At 69.6% G+C, this 21,942-nt stretch carries 13 protein-coding genes; 12 read left to right on the top strand and 1 reads right to left on the bottom strand.

Annotated elements, in window-relative coordinates; all coding sequences use genetic code 11:
• Positions 1 to 156: 156 nt before the first annotated feature.
• The 8 genes from K336_RS0104235 (at position 157) to K336_RS0104200 (ending at position 11,107) form a co-directional block, all read left to right on the top strand.
• Positions 157 to 1,707 carry a SpaH/EbpB family LPXTG-anchored major pilin gene (locus K336_RS0104235; protein ID WP_021798106.1) on the top strand — a complete coding sequence of 517 codons (1,551 nt, stop codon included), beginning with the start codon at positions 157 to 159 and terminating at the stop codon, positions 1,705 to 1,707.
• 115 nt (positions 1,708 to 1,822) lie between these two features.
• The gene (locus tag K336_RS0104230) at positions 1,823 to 2,749 is read left to right on the top strand and encodes a class C sortase (RefSeq protein ID WP_081660568.1); all 927 of its coding nucleotides are present in this window, start codon (positions 1,823 to 1,825) and stop codon (positions 2,747 to 2,749) included.
• A 327-nt stretch (positions 2,750 to 3,076) separates the two neighbouring features.
• Positions 3,077 to 4,153, top strand: coding sequence for a LacI family DNA-binding transcriptional regulator (locus tag K336_RS14320; RefSeq protein ID WP_123826041.1), 1,077 nt, complete (start codon positions 3,077 to 3,079; stop codon positions 4,151 to 4,153).
• Positions 4,154 to 4,576: 423 nt separating this feature from the next.
• Positions 4,577 to 5,740, top strand: coding sequence for a substrate-binding domain-containing protein (locus K336_RS0104220; protein WP_211223436.1), 1,164 nt, complete (start codon positions 4,577 to 4,579; stop codon positions 5,738 to 5,740).
• Between the two features lie 65 nt (positions 5,741 to 5,805).
• Positions 5,806 to 7,248 carry a sugar ABC transporter ATP-binding protein gene (locus tag K336_RS0104215; protein WP_226906056.1) on the top strand — a complete coding sequence of 481 codons (1,443 nt, stop codon included), beginning with the start codon at positions 5,806 to 5,808 and terminating at the stop codon, positions 7,246 to 7,248.
• A complete protein-coding gene (locus tag K336_RS0104210; RefSeq protein WP_021798107.1) occupies positions 7,245 to 8,216 on the top strand; it encodes an ABC transporter permease in 972 nt (323 codons plus the stop codon). Before K336_RS0104215 ends, K336_RS0104210 begins: the two co-directional genes overlap by 4 nt.
• A gap of 20 nt (positions 8,217 to 8,236) precedes the next feature.
• The gene (locus K336_RS0104205; protein WP_051245387.1) at positions 8,237 to 10,321 is read left to right on the top strand and encodes a beta-galactosidase; all 2,085 of its coding nucleotides are present in this window, start codon (positions 8,237 to 8,239) and stop codon (positions 10,319 to 10,321) included.
• A gap of 12 nt (positions 10,322 to 10,333) precedes the next feature.
• Positions 10,334 to 11,107, top strand: coding sequence for a hypothetical protein (locus K336_RS0104200; RefSeq protein WP_028706369.1), 774 nt, complete (start codon positions 10,334 to 10,336; stop codon positions 11,105 to 11,107).
• Positions 11,108 to 11,279: 172 nt separating this feature from the next.
• Here K336_RS0104200 and malQ read toward each other — a convergent pair whose 3' ends face one another.
• A complete protein-coding gene (malQ, locus tag K336_RS14315; protein ID WP_081660567.1) occupies positions 11,280 to 13,205 on the bottom strand; it encodes a 4-alpha-glucanotransferase in 1,926 nt (641 codons plus the stop codon).
• Between the two features lie 269 nt (positions 13,206 to 13,474).
• Between malQ and K336_RS0104190 the strand changes: the two genes are divergently transcribed.
• From K336_RS0104190 to K336_RS18425, 4 genes are all read left to right on the top strand, one after another.
• Positions 13,475 to 15,298, top strand: a complete 1,824-nt coding sequence (locus tag K336_RS0104190; RefSeq protein WP_028706368.1) for an HSP90 family protein — start codon at positions 13,475 to 13,477, stop codon at positions 15,296 to 15,298.
• The gene (locus tag K336_RS0104185; protein ID WP_028706367.1) at positions 15,288 to 16,298 is read left to right on the top strand and encodes a hypothetical protein; all 1,011 of its coding nucleotides are present in this window, start codon (positions 15,288 to 15,290) and stop codon (positions 16,296 to 16,298) included. The genes K336_RS0104190 and K336_RS0104185 overlap by 11 nt, the downstream gene beginning before the upstream one ends.
• Positions 16,295 to 19,225, top strand: coding sequence for an ATP-binding protein (locus K336_RS0104180; protein ID WP_021798084.1), 2,931 nt, complete (start codon positions 16,295 to 16,297; stop codon positions 19,223 to 19,225). Before K336_RS0104185 ends, K336_RS0104180 begins: the two co-directional genes overlap by 4 nt.
• A 1,902-nt stretch (positions 19,226 to 21,127) precedes the next feature.
• Positions 21,128 to 21,718, top strand: coding sequence for an ABC transporter permease family protein (locus K336_RS18425; RefSeq protein WP_155944979.1), 591 nt, complete (start codon positions 21,128 to 21,130; stop codon positions 21,716 to 21,718).
• Positions 21,719 to 21,942: the final 224 nt, after the last annotated feature.

Below are 21,942 nucleotides of genomic sequence, written 5' to 3'. Positions count from 1 at the left end.
CATGAACATGAGCCACGGCCCCCCGGGGCCCGGACCGAGCCGGCCCGCAGGGGCCGGCACGACCGGGGAACGCCACCGGAGTGGCCGACCCCACCCAGCCCACCCCCATGCCGTACCGGATGGTCCGGACGGTTCGAGAAAGAAAGCCTGAAACCAATGGACACGAATGCACACCCCGTCGGGAGGCGCCTCGTCGCAGCCACCGGGGTTCTGGCACTGAGCCTGTCCGGCCTGGTCGGCGGCGCCGGCATCGCCAGTGCCGACCCCTCGTACGGCAACATCGATCAGAACGCCAAAGGCTCGATCATCATCCACAAGCACCTGACGGGCGGTGATGGCAGCCAGGGCAAGCCCGACGGCTCGGCCGATGCCGACGGCGATCCCCTTGCCGACGTCACCTTCGCCGCCTACCCGATCACCAGCCTCGACCTGTCGAAGCAGACCGACTGGGACACCCTGTCGAATCTCGTGGTGCCCGACAGCTCCTGCGCCAACCCGACCGCGCCGACCCTGTCCGGCCAGACGCTCGGCGCCTCGGCCGGCAGCGGCACCACCGCTTCGAATGGTCAGGCCACCATCGGCGATCTGCCCGTGAGGGCCTACTTGGTGTGCGAGACCGCCGCGCCCGCCAATGTCGTCCAGAAGGCCAAGCCCTTCGTCGCGACGATCCCCTACCCGGACAACGGCAAGTGGCTGTACGACGTCAACGTCTACCCGAAGAACACCGTGGCCGCCATCGACAAGACCGTCGAGCAGCAGTCGCAGTACGGCTACGGCCTCGGCTCGATCGTCTCGTTCCCGGTGACCACGACCGTGCCGGCCCTGGACAACAACGCGAACTTCCAGTACTTCCAGATCAAGGACACGATGGACGCCAGGTTCACCGGCGTGGGCGTCCCGACGGTGACGCTCAACGGCGCCCCGCTGACCGCGGGCGATGACTACACGGTGGCGGTCGACGACGCCACCAACACCGTCACGGTGAAGTTCACCAAGACCGGCCTCACCAAGCTGAAGAACAGCGCCGGCCAGGATGTCAAGGCGACCTTCCAGGGCACGGTGTCCTCGGTGGGCGACGGCACCATCAAGAACACCGCCCAGCTGCTCACCGACACCCAGTACGGCCCCGTGCCCGACACCCCGCCGGACACCCCGCCCACGCCGCCGAACCCGCCCACGAGCCCCGAGGTGCAGACCCACTGGGGCGACCTCACGGTGCACAAGGTCGATGCCGACCACACCGACGCCGGCCTGGCCGGCGCCACCTTCCAGGTGTACAACGCGACCGATCCCTACGCCGATGACTGCTCCGGCGCCACGAAGACCGGCGATCCCATCACGGTGAACAACCAGAGCAGCTTCACCTCCGATGACAGCGGCGTCGTGAACGTCGCGGGCCTGTTCGTGTCCGACTCGAAGAACAGCCCGGTCAACGCCACCCAGCGCTGCTACGTGCTCGTCGAGACGGCCGCCCCGGCCGGCTTCGTCAAGCTGGGCCAGGACACCCCGGTGACGGTCAAGACCGGCACCACCGACACCAGCGTCGCCTACGACGCCACCATCAAGAACACCAAGGAGGCCGTCCCCGGCCTGCCGCTCACCGGCGCTCAGGGCCGGCTGCTCATGATGGTCGTCGGCGCCGTCCTCATCCTCACGGCGGCGACCACCGTGGTCGTCCGCTCCCGCCGGAACGCGACGAGCGCCTGAGGCGACCGATGAACCGACCGGCCCGATGACCGGCCGGGAGGACGATGATGTGGTGGGGAGGCCCGGCCTCCCCACCACATCATCATGACCGCGAAGAGCACGACCGGGGGAGAGCATGACCGGGAAGAGGAGGGGCGCGGCGGTGCCCGATGAACGACCCGCGGAGGACACGGCGAAGCGAACGTGGCGCCTGTCCCCGTTCTCGCTGCTGGCCGGGCTCCTCGCCCTCGTCGGCATGGTCGTCTTCGCCTATCCGACGGTGGCCGGCTGGATCTCCCGGTACAACCAGTCGAAGGTCGTCAGCGACTACGCGTCCGACGTCGCGACGGCCGAGCCCGACGCCGCCGAGCAGCTGGCCCGGGCCCGGGCCTACAACGACGCGCTCAACGCCGGCGCCATGCTCCAGGCCGGCTCGAACGTGCCCACTGGCGACGGGACGAGCGCGGACGACTCCCTGGACTACGACTCCATGCTCACCGCCGATTCGCAGGGGCTCATGGCGCGGTTGAAGATCACCTCGATCGACCTCGACCTGCCCGTCTACCACGGCACCTCCGACGAGACCCTGCTCAAGGGGCTCGGCCATCTCAAGGGCACGTCGCTGCCGGTCGGGGGCGTCGGAACCCACGCGGTGATCACCGGCCACCGCGGCCTGGCCCAGGCCGAGATGTTCACCAGGCTGAACGAGGTGAAGGTCGGCGACAGATTCGTCATCGAGGTCTTCGGCGAGGTGCTCACCTACCAGGTGAACGACACCCGGGTGGTCGAGCCGACCGAGACGCAGACCCTCAGCGTCCAGGCCGGTCACGACCTCGTGACGCTGGTCACCTGCACGCCGCTCGGCATCAACACCCACCGCATCCTCGTCACCGGGGAGCGCGTCGAGCCGACCCCGACCGAGGACATCGAGGCGGCGGGCCGGCCGGCCGACCCCGGCTTCCCCTGGTGGGCGCCCGCCATGGCGGGCGGCACCGCGCTCATCGGCGTGTACGTGTGGCGCGCCGGGTACGAGCCCGCCAGGACGAGAACGCGGGAGGAGTGAGCGGCGGGGCCGACACGCCGGTGGTCATCTCGATGCTCGAAGGTCGGGGTTCGAATCCGCGAGCTCGACCGGCTCCTGCCCGTGTCTGGTGCGCGCCAGTACTTCCGTCCCGGTGCGGGCGAGAACCAGGAACGTGGACCGGTGCTGCGAAGAGATGCCGGGACGCCAGTGCAGCAGGAGTGCGTACCGTACCGGCCCTGTTCATACGCCCGGTGCGCATGAGCGATCGGCTGGAAGCATCGCGCCTCGGGCCGGGGCGCCGTGCTGCAGCCAGGAGATCCGGGCCGGGCCGGCCGGTTCTCACGACTGGAGTGGGACAATTCCGAGGTGAGCAACCCCAAGAAGACCAGGGCAACCGTCGCGCGGGCCCATCGCTCGGAACGGATGAGCATCAAGGACGTTGCCCGCTTGGCAGATGTCTCGTACCAGACTGTCTCACGCGTGATCAATGACGACCCACGGGTGAGCGACCGTACTCGCGATCACGTGTGGAGGATCATCCAGTCCACGGGTTTCGTCCCGAACCCCGCAGCCCGGGCGCTGGTCATGCGGAGGTCGAGCCTCATCGGAATTCTCACCGATGGCTCGACGCGCTACGGGCCGGCCGGCGTTCTCGCGGCAGTCGAGAACGCGGCCAGGGACGAGGGCTACGCCGCGAATGTCCTCGTGCTTGCCGAGGCCGACTCGCGTGGCACGGTTCGCGCGTACCAGCACTTCATCGATCAGGGCGTCGCGGGCATCGTGGTCATCGCCCCCAAACTGCCTCTGGCGGAGGCGGTCCGTGAGACGAAGTTCTCAGTGCCGGTCGTGATGGTCGCTGCCGGGGAGTCAAGCGTCCCAGGGGTCGCCGTCGTCTCGGAGGACCAGGAGTACGGTGCGCGGCTCGCGACACGTCGCCTGCTCGACAAGGGACATCGTGAAGTGGCTCACCTCGCGGGGGAACTCAGCTGGCTGGATGGCCGGGTGCGGTTGCGCGGGTGGCAGTCCGAGCTGCGCGCAGCGGGCATCGAGCCGCCACCCCACATCCAGGGCGACTGGACCGGGGAGAGCGGCTACGCCGCGGGTAGGCGCATGCTCGACGAGGGCTTGCCCTCCTCGATCTTCGTTGCGAGTGATCTCATGTGCCTGGGGATGCTGAGGGCCTTCTACGAGGCCGGGGTGCGTGTGCCGGACGACATCAGCGCGGTCTCCTTCGACGACAGCGAGTTCGCCGCCCAGTTCTACCCCCCGCTCGACAGCGTCCGGCAGGACTTCAACCGCCTGGGGCAGGAGGCTGTGCACATGCTCCTGCGTCTCATCCAGGGCGAACCCGCCGGCACGGTCGCCATACCGCCGGTGCTGACGGTGAGGAGCTCTGTCGCACGGCCCCGTGCCGCCGTCGCACGGTCCAGCACCACCGGGTGAGTTCCCGATCGGTGACCCGGGGGGCGCGGCCCGGCGTGCCGCGACGTCCGGTCGCGTCCCGGGGTGCGGTGCAACGGGACGTCCTCCGAGCGAGTCGGGCCGACGGGACGGGCGTGGCCCCCATCGGCTCGTCAGTCACCGGACGTCCCACCAGTGCGCTGGGCGCCGGGTGAGCGGACTCATGGCGTTCACGTGACGTACCGCCGCCCTTGTGCTCGATCCCGCTGCCCACCACGGGAAGAGGTGTGATGCCTCGTCCCGGGGCGGATCCGAGCCACGCATCAGCGGCGCTGATCCGTGCGGGAGCAGCTCTTGACACGGCTGTGCAAAACGTTCACACTATGTGATGACGAAACGTTCACAATCAAAGGATTGCGGCGCACGCGTCAACCGTGAGTCAACGTGGATCGAAGGAGATTGACGATGCAACGACGAACTGTCTTGCTTGCTGCGGCTGGTATTCCGATCAGCGCGTTGTTCCTGCAGGGATGTACGTCTTCTGGTGAGAGCACGGCAACGGCAACGAATGCGGAGGTCAACGCGAAGGCCGATGAGGCGATCCGTCAGCTGGAATCGGCCGTGAGTGCCACCGGGCCGCATGGCGAGAGCGCCGCCGCCGCCTCGGAGGTCGACCTCACCGACTCCGACATCGACACCGTGAAAGCGATGGGGGCGACCGCCGCGATTGCGATGCACACGAGCGGTGACGACTGGTCGGCGGCGCAGATCGCTGGCCTCACGTCGCGGTTCAACGAGCTCGGCATCAAGATCACGTCGACCACGGACGCGAACATGGACCCCAGCAAGCAGGTGTCCGACGTCGAGACGATCCTGGCCCAGAAACCGAACATCCTCGTCTCCATCCCCACCGATCCTGTCGCGACTGCCTCGGCATATCGAATGGCCGTGGACCAAGGCGTCAAGGTCGTGTTCATGGACAACTGTCCGGACGGCTTCACCGCTGGTTCGGACTATGCCTGTGTCGTCTCGTCCGACAACTACGGGAACGGGGCGATCTCAGCGCATCTCATGGCGAAGACCCTCGGCGGGCAGGGGAAGATCGCTGCCATCTATTACGAAGCCGATTACTTCGTGACGAACCAGCGCTACCAGGGGTTCAAAGAGACGCTCACGAGCAATTACCCGGACATCCGGATCATTGCGGAGCGAGGCATCAGTGGTTCGGATCTCGCCGGCTCTGCGCAGAAACAAGCCGATGCCCTCCTCAGCCAGAACGCCGATCTGAACGGCATCTGGGCCGTGTGGGACGTCCCCGCTGAGGGAGTCATCGCGGCGGCGCGTTCGGCAAGCCGGACAGATCTTGGAGTGGCCTCCGAAGATCTTGGCAAGAATGTTGCTATCGCAATGGCCCAGGGCCAGTATGTCTGCGGACTCGGCGCACAGCGTCCATATGATGCCGGGATCACCGAGGCAAATGCAGCGGTCAAGGCCCTGTTTGGCCAGACGATTCCGGCCTTCATTGCGCTGAGCCCGCTGGCGGTGACCAGGGACAATGTTGCTGATGCCTGGCGGAGCGTCTATCACACCGATCCGCCCGAAGAAGTGCGGCAGGCGCTGGAGGGATGACTGTGACCGGTTGCACTGAGCCGACCTTGATCAGGATGTCGGGCATCCGCAAGAGTTTCAACGGCGTGCAGGTCCTCAACGATGTCGGCTTCGAAGTGAGGGCAGGGGAGATACACGCGCTGGCGGGAGGGAATGGGGCCGGCAAGTCAACTCTCATGAAGATCCTCCAGGGCGTCTACCAGAAAGATGCCGGAACGATTGAGATCCAGGGGAGGCCGGCCCAGCTGAACACGTACGCCGATGCGCGGCGTCAGGGTATCGGGATGGTCTTCCAAGAGTTCTCCCTGGTCCCCACGCTGACGGTCGCGCAGAACATCTACCTCAATGATGAGCCGCGCTCGGCAATGCTCATCCGGGATGCTGAGATGGTTGCCGGCGCCCGGGAGATATTGGAGCGGATGCAGGTCGACCTGGATCCGTGTGCCGAGCTGGCGTCCCTGGGCACGGCCTATTGGCAGCTCACCGAAATTGCCAAGGCCTTGCGGGGGAGAGCCCGAGTGCTCATCATGGACGAGCCCACCGCGTCATTGGCCAGGAAGGAGGCGGATCGGCTTTTTGAGCTGCTGCGGAACCTTCGGGAGCAGGGCATCGGCATCATCTACATATCCCACCGCATGGAGGAGATCTACGAGATAGCGGACAGGATAACGATTCTCCGGAATGGATCGAATCTGCTCACCAGGCCGATCTCCGAGACCACCCAGGAAGAGATCGTTCGGGGGATAGCGGGGAAGGCCGTGGCCCTCACTGCTGCTGGTTCCACGGGGCAGTGCGGGGGCGTGCTGCTGCAAGTCACCGGCGTGAGTGCGCAGCGCAAGCTGCACGATGTCTCCTTCGAGGTGCACGCCGGTGAGGTCATAGGGGTGGCAGGACTCATGGGATCCGGCCGGACCGAGCTCCTTGAGGCCTTGTTCGGAATCAATCGGATAACCATGGGCAGTGTCGTCCTCGACGGTCGACCCATGTCGCCGAAGAGTCCGAGGGACGCCATCGCGGCAGGCGTCGTGCTGATTCCGGAGGATCGGCGCCGTCAAGGACTCATACTCAAGCACTCCGTCCAGGAGAACCTCGTTCTTCCGGATCTCTCGGCGGTGCTGCGCGGCGGTCTGCTCTCCGCGGCCGCCGAACGGGATCGCGCAGTTCAGCTGATTGGTTCCTACGGCATCAGGGGCGCAGGCCCGAACCTGCCCGTCGAGGTGCTGTCGGGCGGCAACCAGCAGAAAGTGGTGATCGGCAAGTGGCTGGGGGTCGGCCCCCGACTGCTGCTCATGGACGAGCCGACCGCAGGGGTGGACATCGGAACGAAATCAGAAATTGTCAGACAGGTGAGGGAGTTTGCTCGAGACGGCGGTGCAGTCCTTGTTGTTTCGAGTGAGTATCAAGAACTCATCGCCATGAGTGATCGGTATCTCATCATGCGAGGTGGCTCCATCATCCGCAGTCTTCCGGCGGATGCGGTGCCGGACGAAACCACGTTGGAGATGTGGGTACAAGGAGTTGAGCAATGACCGAATCATCAATCGGGGGGACACATTCCCGGGCCAAGGGCCTGTTGAGCCGGGTGAACCTTGGGCAGTACATCATATACCTGGCGTTCGCCGTCACTTTCGTCCTGTTCGCAGTCGTGCTTGACGATCGGGGCTTTCTCACCAGCGGAAACCTCATGAACATCCTCCGGCAGAGCGCCATCGTGGGCGTGATCGCGGTGGGGATGACTTTCGTCATCGCCGATGCCGAAATCGATCTTTCGGTCGGCTCGGTGGCCGGACTCGTTTCCGTGGTCACGGCCATGGCGATCTCCCACTGGGGCATTCTTGCCGGAATCGTCGTGGGGCTCATGGTCGGGATGCTCATCGGTCTCATCAACGGAAGTCTGGTGGCCTTCGTGAAGATCCCGTCATTCCTGGTGACCCTGGCAATGATGGGGATCGCGTTCGGCCTGGCCCAATGGGTCACTGATTCTGCGCCCCAGCCCATCCTGAAGCAGGGCTACAACATGGCCTTTGGCTCCGGTGACATCGGACCGTTGCCGGGCCTGGTGATCTGGTTCCTCATCGTGGCGGGCTGCGGCGCATTTGTTCTCAAGAAGACCCGCTTCGGGCGTCATGTCGTCTCGGTCGGCGCCAATCCGACTGCTTCGATCTACACCGGGATCAGCGTTGTCCGAACGAAATTCCTGGTCATGCTGATCTCCGCGGTCGTCGCTGCGCTCGGCGGAATGCTGTACGCCGGGCGGCTGCAATCCGGACGGTACCAGTGGGGCCAAGGCGACGAGATGAACGCCATCGCGGCCGTCATTCTTGGCGGCACGGCCCTGGCGGGTGGCCGTGGCTCCGTCCTCGGGACCGTGTTCGGCGCACTCTTCATGGGACTCATCAACAACGGGCTGATTCTGGCAGGTCTCAGTTCCCCGCAGCAGCAGGTCGTCCGAGGGGTCATCATCATCCTTGCCGTGGCACTGGGCAGCAAGAAATAAGAGAAGTGAAAGGAAATAACATGGGAACCGTTCCATTGGAAAAGACGCCTCAGCTCGAGGTGGCGAACCAGAGATTCCTGATCGAGGGTGAGCCCGGGGCGCTCTACGGCGGTGCCGTCCACTACTGGCGGCTTGATCGGGAGAAGTGGTCAGGGATCCTCGACGCCGTCGTGGCCATGGGTTATCGCATGATCTCCATCTACATCCCGTGGGAGGTCCATGAGCTGGAGCGCGGCAGGTTTGATTTCGGTGAGATCAACCCCGCGAACGACATCGATGCCTTCCTGAGCCTTTGTGAGGAGAAAGGCCTTCGTATCGTCGTGCGGCCGGGGCCGCAGATCAATTCCGAACTCACCGGATTCGGGTACCCGCAGCGTATCCTCGCCGATGAGTCGCTGCACGCCCGCAATGCACGCGGTACGCGAGTGGTCCTCACCCAGGCGCCCCGCCCGATCCCGGCCCTGAGCTACGCCGCTGACAAGTTCTTCGAGGAGACCGCGTTGTGGTATGACGCGATCTGCCCCATCCTAGCACGGCACGCCTACCCGAAGGGCGGGCTCGTCGCCTGCCAGGTCGACAACGAGATGGCCTATTTCTTCGGACTCAACTACTATTCGTCGGACTACTCCGAGGCCTCGATCGAGAAGTATCGCGCGTTCCTCGCCGAGAAGTACGGTTCCCTGGCCGGGATCTCCAAGGCCCACCGTACCCGGTACGACGCCCTGGAAGACGTGGATCCGCCGCGCAAGTTCTGCGCACGGCAGCCCGGCGACCTGCCGGTCTACTTGGACTGGGCGCAGTACCGGGAGAACTATCTGGTCGACTCGATTGCTCGGCTCGCCGACATGCTCCGTGAGCGTGGCCTGGCCTCGATTCCGCTCTTCCACAACTACCCGCATCCGCTCGGGCCGGGCGGTGCCTCGTCCAACTTCACGACGCCGTTCAATCTCATCGCCTTGGAGCGGGTTGTCGATTTCGTCGGCTTCGATGTCTATTCCCGCAAGGAACTCTTCCAGCACGTGAGGACGGTCACGAGCTATGTGTCCGGGTCGAGCCGGTATCCGTACATCCCGGAGTTCATCGCAGGTGTCTGGGCCTGGTACCTGAACCCCGGGGACCTGCGTGATGAGGAATTCGTCACCAAGGCTGCACTGATGCATGGCATCAAGGGGTTCAGCAGGTACATGCTCGTCGAACGCGACAGGTGGCTCGACTCCCCGATCCGTCGTGATGGCACCGTGCGGGAGGACAAGGCCCACGTCTTCGGGCAGGCCAACAGAATGCTCGACCGCCTCGACTGGCAGCACATGGATCTTCTCGCCCCGGTCGCCCTGCTGGCGAATCGTGACTATGACAGGCTGGAGGCTGCCAGCGTGCTCGTGTCGTTCCCGGGCGATTTCCTGGAGACCCCCAGCACGTTCAGCGAGTACCCGAACATCCTCACCGTCGATGAGAGCGACATCGGATTCCAGCAGCCCGTCCAGCTGGCGAAGCGCGACTGGTTCGGGGCCTGGTACGAGAACTTGGAGCGGTCACGTGCCGGCTTCGTCATCAGCGACACGGAGGCAGATCTCGAGCTGCTCGCGCAGCGCAGGATCGTTGTCCTCACCACCTTCGAGTTCCTCTCCGCGCAGACCCAGCGGACCCTTGTCGATTACGTTCGTCAGGGCGGGACGCTGATCATCGGGCCCACGGTCCCGACTCTCGGTGCCGACATGGAGCCGTGCACGATCCTTTCCGACGCCCTGGGCGGCAATTCGGCGGGATCGGCGGAGCTCGGCGAGGGGAGCGTTCACGTCGTCGCGTCGCCCGGCGACATGGCGGCTGTACTGGGCCGGGTCCTGGCCGGTCTCGGGGAAACCCCGGTGACGGTCGACAACCAGCTGCTGCGCTCGACGATCCATCTGAATTCGGCGAACCCGAAGGATGTCGTCGTCTTCATCGCGAACCCCACGGACGAGCCGCAGACCGCTACGGTCACGGCCGAGACCCCCATCGTGGCATGCCAGGATGCGTGGTCGGGCGAACAGCTGTCCAGCACGGAACCCCTCATGTGCGAACTCCTGCCCTACACCGTCCACGCCTTCCGCATCGCCCTGGACTGAAAGGAACCATCAATGTTGCACGCGAATGCGCAGATGCTTGACATCGACGTCGATCAATGGCGCGCCGCCCAGGACCTCATCCTGCATTCCGGGAAGGCTGCTCCCCGGTTGGTCATCATCCACGACCATGGCCGAGTCCAGAAGGCGCGTTTCTCCGACGGGGAACCCCTCGCCGATGCCCCGACCTCGATCACCGATCCCAGGCGGACGGCCGTGGAACTGTTCGCCGAGTTCAACGAGCGGGTCGAATTCGTCATGGTCATGGAACGCGATGCCGTCGATGACTACTTCGCCCGGGTCCAAGGGGCATGGACGATCGACGCCGATCTGGACGATTTCGTGACGACCATGTTTGCCGCCCTCGACGACGATCCTGAGGGTATCGTGGTGCATCCCGGGCCGGCAAGCGGTCAGCTGGGACTGCAATGGCGACTCGGCTGGGGCCATGAGGAGATCGTCGCCAAGGTGGCCTCGGCGATATCGCCGGATTCCTGGGTGGTTCTGGGCAGTCACGACGTCGACCGGCTCGTGGCGAGTCTTCTCATCCACTTCGACGAGGACCTCGAGGTCGACTTGTTCACGACGGCGGCCCCTGAGCGGGTCGACCTGATCGGGGGACGTGAGGAAGTGCTCGAACGGCTGATCGACCTGGTGGGGCAGCAGGGCGGAAGGGTCGGCTTCGCGCTGTCCGTCGATCATCAGCTGGCGCCCGAGCTCCTGGCCGCCACGGACAAGGCGCGGGTGATCGCCGCCCACCCCGGTGAGGCCACCGTCCGCACGCCATGAATCCTCCGGTGGTCGTCCAACCGGCCGGATGAGCGGGTGTCCCGGGCAGTTCCTGCCCGGGACACCCGCCTGTCGTCGGCACGACATCGGGTGTTTCCCCCGGAGCCACCACGAGCCCGTGACCGGCGGACATCGGTCGTGGCAGCCAGCCGCGGGACGGGGCCGTGGCGCCTCAGCGGTTCTCGCTGAGCAGCTGCACGAGGTCACGCGCCATCGGGCTGCGCATCGTGCGGCCCACCGGCTCGGGCAGGGCCAGCCGCCAGTTGGGGTAGACGCCGACCGTGCCGGGCATGTTGGGCCGGCCCCGCACCATGGCGGCGTCGTCGAGCACCGCGAGGACGACCCTGCTCGGGGCCGAGCCGAGACGGCGGTAGCGCGCCATGATGGCGTCGTGGATCTCCTGCTCGCCGATCCGGCGGCCGGGCTTGCCGGGATCGACGCCGGCGTCGACGGCGAGCTCGCGGCGGGTGCGCTCGATCTGGTCCCAGTCGGCGCTCTTGCCGATGCGCCGCAGGTCCTCGACGTCCGAGCCGGTGATGAGCCCGGCGACCGTCACCTGGTCGTGGGTCGACGAGGTGCCGATGGCCAGCTCGGGGAAGTCGTCGGTGTCGACGCGCATGGCCGAGCGGTTGGCGAGCATGCCGATGTCGGTCATGGACTCGCGCACCCCGGCAGGGACGGTGCCCATGTCCTCGCCGACGATCCAGGCGCCGGCGCGCATGGCCTCCAGACGGAGGACGGCCAGCAGCGCGTGCACCGGGTAGGTGACGTAGACGCCCTCCGCGGCGGTGCCGTCCTTCGGCACCCAGTACAGGCGCCACAACTGCATGACGTGGTCGATGCGCAGCGCCTTGGCGTGGCGCAGCCCCTCGTGGACCATCTCGATGAACGGTCCGAAGTCGTGGAGGACGAGCGCCTGCGGGTTGAACGGCGGCAGCCCCCAGCGCTGGCCCTCGATGTTGTGGGTGTCGGGCGGGCAGCCGATCTCGAAGTCGAAGCACAACGAGTCCTGGAAGGCCCAGGCGTCCTCGCTGCCCTGGTCGAAGCCGACCGCCAGGTCGGCGATGACGTCGACGCCGCAGGTGCAGGCCTCGGCGTACTGGACGTCGGCGACCCACTGGCACCACGCGTAGAAGGAGACCTTGTCGGCGTGCGCCCCGGCCCAGCGGCGCACCGCCTCCGAGCCCGGGCGGTGCAGCTCGGCGGGCCACTCCTGCCAGTCGGAGCTGTCGAGCTCGTCGGCGATGGCGCACCACACGGCGAAGTCGCGCAGGGCCCTGCCGCGGCGCTGGCGGTAGTCGGTGTACTCGATGTTCTCCTCGTCCCGCACGGCGCCCCAGACGCGCCACAGCGCCTCCTTCTTGAGGGCCCACACGGCGGAGCGGTCGATGAGGCGCTCCGCGTTGAGGGCCCGCCCGGCCGCCGACAGATCGGACAGGTCGACGCGCTCGGCGCCGGGGGCCTCGCCGGGCGCGACGTGGAGAAGGTTGAGGAACTGGCGGCTCGCCGGGGAGTACGGGGAGTCCTGCGGATGGCTCACCGGGGCGATGGCGTGCACCGGGGAGACCTGGACGCAGCCGGCGTGCTGGGAATGGGCGATGCGGCAGATGCGTCCCAGGTCGCGGAAGTCGCCGATGCCCCACGAGTCCTGCGAGCGGGCGGCGTACAGCTGCAGCTGCCAGCCCCAGCTGCGGTCGGGGGAGCGCAGGCTCTCGGGCGCGGCGATGACGAAGCGGCGCAGACCGTCATCGGTGTGCAGGACGTGGTAGCCGGGAACGTCGACGACGCCGTGGGCCCGGTAGTGGTGGCCGCCCTCGAGGACGAGATCGCCGAAGAGCTCGGGATGGTGGCGGCCCGGCGTGCAGACGAGCGGGGCGCCGATGCCGGGGGGCGGCTCGTCGCGGAAGTGGTCGTCGACGAGCTCGAGCGTGCTCGTGGGGACCTCGACGACGGCGCCCGCGGCGTTGACGTAGCTGCCGCTCACGCCCAACGGCTCCAGTCGTCCCAGGAGGTCGTCGCGCCGGTTCGCCTCGGTGCTCTGCCCGCCCGCAGCCTGATCGCCGAAGCCAGGGGCGTGAGCGTTCTCTTTCAAACTCACCCCCCCAGGCTATAGGGCCGGTTCGGCGGCAGGGGCGATCCGCGGGCCGGGGCGCTCGGGGACCCCCTGACGGGGCCCCGCACCGGCGTGGCGCCGCCCCGCACGCGCCGGGGCGCGGAGGCCGTCGCGCGGGCCGCCCGCCCCGCACGATGAGGGCCCTGACGAGCCCGGACGCGGCTCGCCCCGCGGGCGTACGAGGGCCCCGACCCCTCCGGGCCCTTCCGCGGCCGTCCGGCGCGCCGGGCGGGGCAGGGCCTAGGCTTGCCCACGTGCCCAGCAACGACACCCAGAGCGACGACGCCTTCCGGGTCGACCTGCGCGGCCTGGTCGGCCTGCTCGGCCACAACCTCTACTCGAGCCCGCGCGTCTTCGTGCGCGAGCTCCTGCAGAACGGCGTCGACGCGCTCACCGCATCCGATCCCCGCCCCGGCGACCGGCGCCCCGGCATCGAGCTCATCGGCTCGGACGCCGCCTCCGACGGGCGCATGCACTGCCTCGACTCGGGCGTCGGGCTGGACGCCGACGACGTGCGCGCCTTCCTCGCCACCATCGGCGGCTCGTCGAAGCGCGGCCACGACGAGACGATGCTCGGCCGTTTCGGCATCGGCCTGCTGAGCTGCTTCGTCGTCACCGACCGCATCGAGGTGCTCACCCGCAAGGGCGACGGGCCGGCGATCCGCTGGATCGGCCACGAGGACGGCACCCACGAGACGGTCCCGGCGTCCGGCCTCGACGACGAGCGCACCGCCTGGCTCGCCGCCGGCCCCGGCACGTGCGTCTCGCTGCGCCCGACGGCCGCCACCGCCCACTGGCTCACCTCCGAGCGCGTCACCCGGCTGGCGAGGACCTTCGGCTCCTACCTGCCGTACCGCGTCGTGAGCGCCCGCCCCGACGCGACCCCGGTGACCATCGCCCCGACGACGCCGCCGTGGCGGCTGGCGGGCCGCGCCCGACGTCGCGAGTGCGAGCGCCTCGCCCGCGAGGAGCTGGGCGTCGAGCCCCTCGCCGTGCTGCCGGTGGCCGTCCCCGAGGCCGGTCTCGACGGCGTCGTCGTCATCCTCGACCAGCAGGCGCAGGCCGGCTCGCGCGGCGGCCACCGCGTCCACCTGCACGGCATGCTCCTGTCCGAGAACGTTCCCGGTCTGCTGCCCGACTGGGCCTTCTTCGCCCGGGCCGTCGTCGACGCCACCCGGCTGACGCCGACGGCCAGCCGCGAGGGGCTCCGCGAGGACGAGCTCCACGAGACGGTCCGCACGAGCCTCGGCGGGCAGATCCGCCGCTGGATCCTGCGCCTGGCCGCCACCGACCCGGCCCGGATCAACCGCTTCCTCGCCGTGCACTCGGTCGCCGCCAAGTCGATGGCGCTCGGTGACGACGAGCTCTTCGAGACCCTGCTGCCGGTGCTGCGCTTCGAGACGAACACCGGCGAGGCGACCCTGCCCGAGCTCGCCGAGCGCACCGACGTCATCCGCGTGGCGCGCACCGTCGACGACTACCGTCAGATGGCCGCGGTCGGCGCCGCCCAGGGCATCGACGTGCTCAACGGCGGCTACGTCTACGACGCCGAGCTGGCCCTGCGCGCCCCACGGGTGCTGCCCGGGCTGCGGGCCGAACCCCTGTCGCCGCGCGACCTCGACGCGCACATCCGCGCCGTGCCGGAGGAACGGCTGCGCGCCGCCCGGCCCGCGCTGGAGCGCGCCCGCCGGGCCCTGGGGCGGCTCGACGTCGACGTGGAGCTGCGGGCCTTCGCGCCGTCCTCGATGCCGGCCCTCCACCTGGAGGACGGGCGGGCCCGCGCCGCGGCCGCCTCCGACGAGGTCGCCGCCGGCGCCGACGAGACCTGGGCGGCCCTGCTCGCGACGATGCGTCCGACGCCGGTCAGACCCCGCCTGCTGCTCAACGACGACAACCCCCTCGTGCGCAGGATGCTCGCCCTCGGCGACGACGAGCTCGTCTCCCCGGCCGCCGAGTCGCTCTACGCCCGCGCCCTGCTGGCCGCTGGGCACCGGCTGCGCGCGGCCGACCTGGCGGCCGTCGACCACTCCTTCCTCGCCCTGCTCGAACGCGCCCTGGAGGGCGACGATGACCGGTGACCACGAGGCGGGACCGGCGAGCGGCCTGTCCCGTCATCCCTTCGCCCCCGAGGCGGTGGCCCGCGCCGGCGCCCGCCGTCTCGCCGAGCTGTTCGTCGACGCGACCCGCTGGGGTGGCTGGCAGGCGCAGCAGGCGATCGTGACGCGCTGGGAGGAGCTGCGCGCCGGAGCGATCGAGTGGGCCGGGGCCACGGGAGACCGCGAGCCGCCCCATGCGCCGGCCTGCCTGGAGATGGACACCGGGATCGCCGATTTCGGCGTCACCGACGCCCGCGACCCGGAGCGCATCGAGACCGTGGTCGACCTGTTCACCCGGGCCGGTGACACCGCCCGCGCGCTCGACCTGGAGCACCTGCTCGCGGTCGGGCTCGACGGGGACGCCGTGCGCGGCGACATGCTGCTCGACCGGACCCGCGCCTGCGGCGGGGCCCGCGTCCTCGTCACCGCGCTCTCCCGCACCCGGATCGACGGCGGCGACCCGGACGCTGCGCGCGCCCGGCTGGCCGAGCTGCGGGCCCTGGGCATCGACGTGATGAGCGAGCCGATGACCCGTATGCGGATGGGCCGCGCGGTCCTCGGCCTCGGAGCGGCCTTCGACGGCATCCTCGACCTCCCCGATCCCGTGGACGCCTGTCTGCTCGACGACGAGTTCCCCGCGCTGCGCGCCGCCCGGGCCCGGCGCCGGGCGGACCCGGCCCGGCAGACCGGCCAGGGCGCGCAGGCCGTCGCCATCCTGCGCGCCGAGGCCGACCGCCAGTGTTCGATGGGCATGACGGTGGAGGTGACCAGGCTCATGCACAGGGCCTCGGAGCAGCTGGAGGACCTGGCCCGCGGGCGGGGCGACGAGCGGGAGCACCGGCGGCTGCTGGCGGAGGGCCGCGACTGGCTCGAGGAGCACGGGCGCCACGAGGAGGCCGTGCGCTGGGACGAGGACCACCGGGACGACCCGGGTCCGTGGAACGATCCGTCCGGGAGTCCGGCGGGAGGGGGAGCGGCATGAGCGACGAGGACATCCGCGAACGGATCATCCGGCTGCACGACACGATGATCGGACGCCCCTACGCCGAACGGATCGGGCCGCTCGAGCAGGCCGTGGGGCTGGCCGACGAGCTCGGCGACGAGCGGCTCGGCATCGCCGTGCGCCTGGCGCTCGTCACGGCACTCACCCTCGGCGGGCGCCCCTCGGAGTCCTTCGTCCCCTTCGCCTGGCTCGTGCAGCGCTACGACGCGGACTCACCGGCCCTCACCGACGAGTACCGCCACGCCATCCTGTGGTGCAACAAGTGGATCGTCGACAACGCCCCCGACTACCCGCAGATCCCCCTCGCCCAGGTCGAGGCGCTGCTGGCCGACATGCAGCGGCGCTACACGGCGGCCGGGATCGGCCCGGAACCGGTCGCCAAGTGCCGCTACGAGTTCGTCTCGGCCACCCGCGGCGAAGCCGCCGCCGAGGCCGAGTTCGACGCCTGGACCGCCCTGCCCCGCTGCGAGATGAGCGACTGCCCGGCCTGCTCGGCCCGGGCCCGGGCCGAGCACTGGTACGACCGGGGCCGGTACGAGCGCGCCCTCGAACTCCTCGCCCCCGTGCTGCAGGGCGGGTCCGCGTGCGAGGAGGAGCCCTGTCACTCGCTGAGCCTGGCCGCCCTGTGCGCCGCCGAGCTCGGCCGGATGGACGACGCCGCCGGGCACCACCTGCGCGCCTGGCGCCAGACGCGCGACGACGTCGGGAAGACCGGCGTCGTGGACAGGCACGTCCTGCTGTGCGCGCGCACCGGGGCCCTGGCCCGTGGCCTGGAGCTGATGGCCCACCGCTGGGAGCAGGTGCGCGAGTTCGACAACCCTCGGACCGGGATGCTCCTGCGGGCCGCTGCCGCCCGGCTCGTCGGCGCCTGCCTGGCCGAAGGGATGGCGGGGCAGGCGCTGCGCGTCCACGACGGCAGCGAGCTCGTCATCGACCAGGGCCTCTACGACGACCTGGTCGCCCGCGCCCTCGAGACCGCCGCCGCCTACGACGCCCGCAACGGGAACGACTCCGTGGGCCGCATGGTGCGCGAGGACTTCATCGATGCCGGCCCGCTGCCGCCGATGCCGCTGACCACGGGCACGGCGCCCGATGCGCGCCGTGCCGAGCCGCTCAACGGCCTGTCGTCGCATCCGCGCGCGGTGCGTCCGGACGAGATCGCCGCCGCGCGGCCGGAGGACCTCGAGGGGCTGCTCGACCGCATCCTGCGGTGGGGCGGCTCCGACGCCGCCGCGGCGTTCGAGGCGCGCTGGCGCACGCTCCGCGACGAGGCGATCGCCCGGGCCGAGTCGAGCGGCGACCCGCAGCTGCTCCGGAGCGTCGCGAGCCTCGTGGTGAACTCGCTCCACCTCGCCGGGGCGGTGCACGAGTCCCAGCGCCTCGAGGCGACCGAGATCGCCATCCGGCTGCTGGAGCAGGCCGGCGACACCGTGGGCGCGGCGGCGCTCCAGCATGCGATCGCGAGCGCCATCACCCACGACGAGGAGCGTGCCGCCGCGCTCGCCGAGCAGGTGCGGGCCAGCGGCGACGTCGAGGAGATCCTCAACGTCATCGGCACCGCCGTGTTCGATCCCGAGGACCCTGCGTCGCGCCGGGCCCGTCTCGACGAGCTCGACTCGCTCGGCGTCACGGCCGAGTCCGCTCCGAAGCTCCGCAGCCGCTGGGTCGGCCTCGTGCTCATGTGCTGCTCGGGCGACCCCGACGTCGCGTCGGCGCTGTGCGAGCGCGCCGCCGCGCTGCTGCAGCCGGGGGAGTTCCCGGAGCTCCAGCGCCGCCTCGCCGACCACCGCGCCGAGGCGCTGTGGAGGCAGGACCGCGCCGAGGAGGCGGCCGCCGTCGTGGACGACGCCGTGGGGCGTCTGGAGAGCGCCGGCGCCCTCGACCAGTTGGCGCAGGCCCTGCGCTACAGCGGCCGCATCCACCAGTTCCTGGGCGACCGGCTCACGGCCGAGCGCCGCTACCAGCGCGCTCTCGCCTGCGCCCAGCGTGTGGGCGATCCGAAGGCGAGCACCCATGCGCGGGGCTTCCTGTGCTCGCTCCTGCTCAAGCAGGGCCGGGACGTCGAGGCGATCGAGGTGGCCGAGCACGCCCTGGCCGACCTGGAGATCCCCGACGACCCCTATGTGGGATGGGGCACCGACGCCATGCTCGACTCGCGCACCCAGATCGCCGGCATGGGCGCCCGGCTGTGCCTCGGCCTCGGGGAGACCGAACGGTCCGTCTCGCTGGCCCGGCGCGGCGCCGACGACGCGATCCAGCTCGGCAGGGCCGCCACTGCGGCGGAGCTGCTCGAGATCGTCGGCGACGGGCTGAGCGAGCGCGACGCGATCGAGGCGCTGCGGGCGTACACGGAGGGCGTCGAGCAGGCCCGCGCCGCCGGCGACGCCATGGAGCTGCTGGCGTTGCAGCGCCGCCGCATGTGGTCCGCCGCCGACGCCGACGGCTTGGACGCCGGGCTCGCCGTGCATGCCGAGGCGGTCGCCGCCGGACAGGCGCTGTGCGAGCGGGTGCTCACCGACCCCGAGTTCGCCGAGCGGACGAACATCGACCCCGAGATGACGATGCTCGACATCGCGATCGACCGGGTGCGCCTGCTGGGGAGCAACCACGCCGCCGACCGGGCCCTGGCCGAGCTCGGCGACGCGCCCGAGCGGATCCTCGCCCACGGCAACGAGAGGTTCGCCGCCACGGTCCACGACCTGCGCGCCCGGCTCCGCCTGGCGGTCCACGACGAGCGCGGTGCCTTCGCCGACATCGGCGCGGCCATGGGGCTGGCCGACCGGATGGAGGACGCCGCACTGCGCAGGGACTTCGCGGCGCTCGGCGCGACCTGGCTCGACCGCGAGGGCCGCAGCGACGAGGCCGAGCGCTTCTGGGCGGCGAACCGGGGTCGGCAGGAGGACTGAGAGCGGGCCTGCGGGGAGGATGATGGGGGCAGGGCTCGTGTCCTGCGACGAGGGCGTCCGGTCACGCATCGTTGGTGCCCATGACCCGTCGTGCGCCCCACGGGGCCGGACCCCCATCGTGAGGGGGACGGCGGGTACGGCGTGGGAGCCCGATTCCGGGTCGGGGAGAGGGCGGTCGTTCCCGCCGATCCCGTGACGCGTCCGGGAGCGAGGGGACCGATGGGGGCGGGCGCGCAGCACGGACCGATCGGTCCGGGATCGGAGGCGATGGTCGAGTCGAGGGGGCTGGCGAAGAGCCATCCGTCGCCGACGGGTCGGTGACGGTGCCCGACGGGATCTCGTGCTCGGCGGGACCCGGGGAGGCGGTGGTCCTCCGCGGCGTCCCGGGGAGCGGCGAGTCGGCGCTTCTCACCGTGCTCGGCGCCCTCGACGGATTCGACTCGGGAGGCGTCACGGTCTGCGGGCGGGGCCTCGGAGGACTCCCCGTGCCCCGGAGAGCGGGATCCCGGGCGGAGAGCATCGGCTTCGTCTTCCAGTACTTCGATCCTCCCCCGTGCTGAACGTCGTGGAGAGCGTGGGGATCTCGCCCACGGCCCTCGGGGTGGGTCGTCGTGAACGGCGCGGGCGGTCGATCGCGATGCTCGACGCCGTCGGGATCGGTGGGTACGTCGAGAAGCTCCCCGACCAGCTCCCCGGGGCGAGCAGCAGCGGGTGGCCATGGCGCGCACCGGTGAAGCGTCCGCGCCTTCTTCTCGCCGATGAGCCGGCCGGTGCCCTCGACGAGGGGTCGGCGGAGCAGGTCATGGATCTCATGCGCGAGCCGCAGCGCTCCTTCGGGACCGCACTCATCATGGCCACGCATGATGCGCTGGTCGTACGACACGCCTCCGTCGGGCGGCGCCTCGCGTCGGGGCATGTCGAGGTGGTGAGGGAGCGAGAAGGATCCGGAACCAGGTCACCACGTTCCCGGTGGGCCTCGGCGAGGTTCCCGCTCGGCTCCGCATGGGGGATGGCGGGGCGCCTGGTGCTGTTGCGCGCTGTCGCAGCCGTCGCGCCGGCGTCCTCCTGCGGAGCCTGCCCGGCGATGGGGACGGGACCATCGCCCATGGCCGGAACGGCTGGTACGAGGAGGGCGAGCCGCCCGACGTGGAGCTCCGTTTCGACGAGGCGTCCCCCGACGCCCTCGCCTCGCTCCCCGCCGCGGAGGGTGTGGACTCGGCGGTCACCCGACACGATCGCGAAGGGGCGCACCGGTGTCGAGGGGCGGAGGGATCTGGCCGTCTCGGTGGTCCCCGCGCCGGCGACGATCGACGATCAGGCCGTCGGCCGGCTGGTGCTCCGCGTTCACCGGGAGCGTCGGTCTTCCGAGGGCCGAGCTCGTGATGGACCCCTTGCTCGTCCCCGTCGGTTCGGCGGCCGTGATCTTCGCAGGGGGAGCCGCGCTGGCGCTGCGAGTCGTCTTCACGATGTCGCCCGAGGAGGCCATGGCGCGGATTCGCCCTCATCATGGTCATCGGCCGGGCCGGTTCAGCCGACTCGCCACCGGAACACCGTGGCCTCCGCCGCGCATCGCGGCAGGAGATCCTCTGCGCACCCCGCTCGTGTCCCTCGTCACCGTTCTGCCGGTGGGGGCCGGATCCAGCCTCGCCGCCGCCTCCTTCCTCTCCTGCCCCACTGTGATGACGACGTCCACGGACTCGGCGGCCCGTCATGAGTGGGACGTGATGGTCGATTCCGGGAGACCCGTCACCACCGGTGAGGCGGGGACGCTGATGGGTGATCATTGGTGTGCAGCGGCAGCAGCGGACCCCTTGCGTCAAGACGGTGGTTCAGGGGGCGACGGCGGGGACTCGCACACTCTTCTCGCAGGAGGGTTTCGACCCCACGAACCACTGGCACGAGGTGAGCATCCTGCAGGGCCGGGACATCGACGTCGATGCGAAGAACGATGCCGTCCTCGAATCGGGGGTCGCTCGCGACCTCGATCCGGCCCCGGGGGACTCCTTCACGATTCGCGCCGCAGGCGGTTCCTGCCGGGTCCGGCTGGTGGGCACGATGTCCTCGGCGCTGCCGGGAGAGGCGAGAGTCCCCGAGGAGCCGGGTCAGGAGCTCTCCGGCCTGGGCGGGCGGGTGACGGGAGTCGTGGTTCGGCCTGACGGGACGGGTCCCACGGCCGAGAGCCCGGCGCACGAGCTGGGTGGCGAGGGCGCCGTGCGGCAGGCGATGACGGAGAGCGGGATCTCGACGCTCGTGGTCCAGTCGAGTGATCAGGTCACGGCGTTGCTGTGGGCTGGCGCGCTGATGAGCATTCTTGTGGCCGGACTTCTCGTCGGGGCATGCCTGGGTTGCACGATCATCGGCAGACGGGAGGAGCACCGTCTTCTGAGGCGTCATGGGTTTCGCGGATCGCGCCGTCCGGGGAATCGTCGTCCTCGGATCCACGGTCCCGGGGGTGCTGCCCGTCCTTGTGGCCTTCCCCCTCCTCGCCGGTGATGTCGGCTGTCCTCGACAGACGGCTCCCGCTCTCCTGGTTCCACGTGAACACGCTCGTCCAGGTCGAACCGCTTCCCCGGACGTTCGTGCCCGGGCTGTTCTTCCTCCCCCTGCTCGCTGTGCCCATGGCATGGGCCGTCCTGCCGCGGAAGAGCCTCGTCGGCGGCGCCCGGCAGACGGGGTGGCCGTGGAGGATGTCGGAGCCGCGATCGATCCACCATGCC

The organism is Propionibacterium acidifaciens DSM 21887, from assembly GCF_000426605.1.
GTDB lineage: Bacteria > Actinomycetota > Actinomycetes > Propionibacteriales > Propionibacteriaceae > Propionibacterium > Propionibacterium acidifaciens.
The sequence above is the reverse complement of the archived record's forward strand: the minus strand, read 5'-3'. Positions and strand labels throughout refer to the sequence as shown.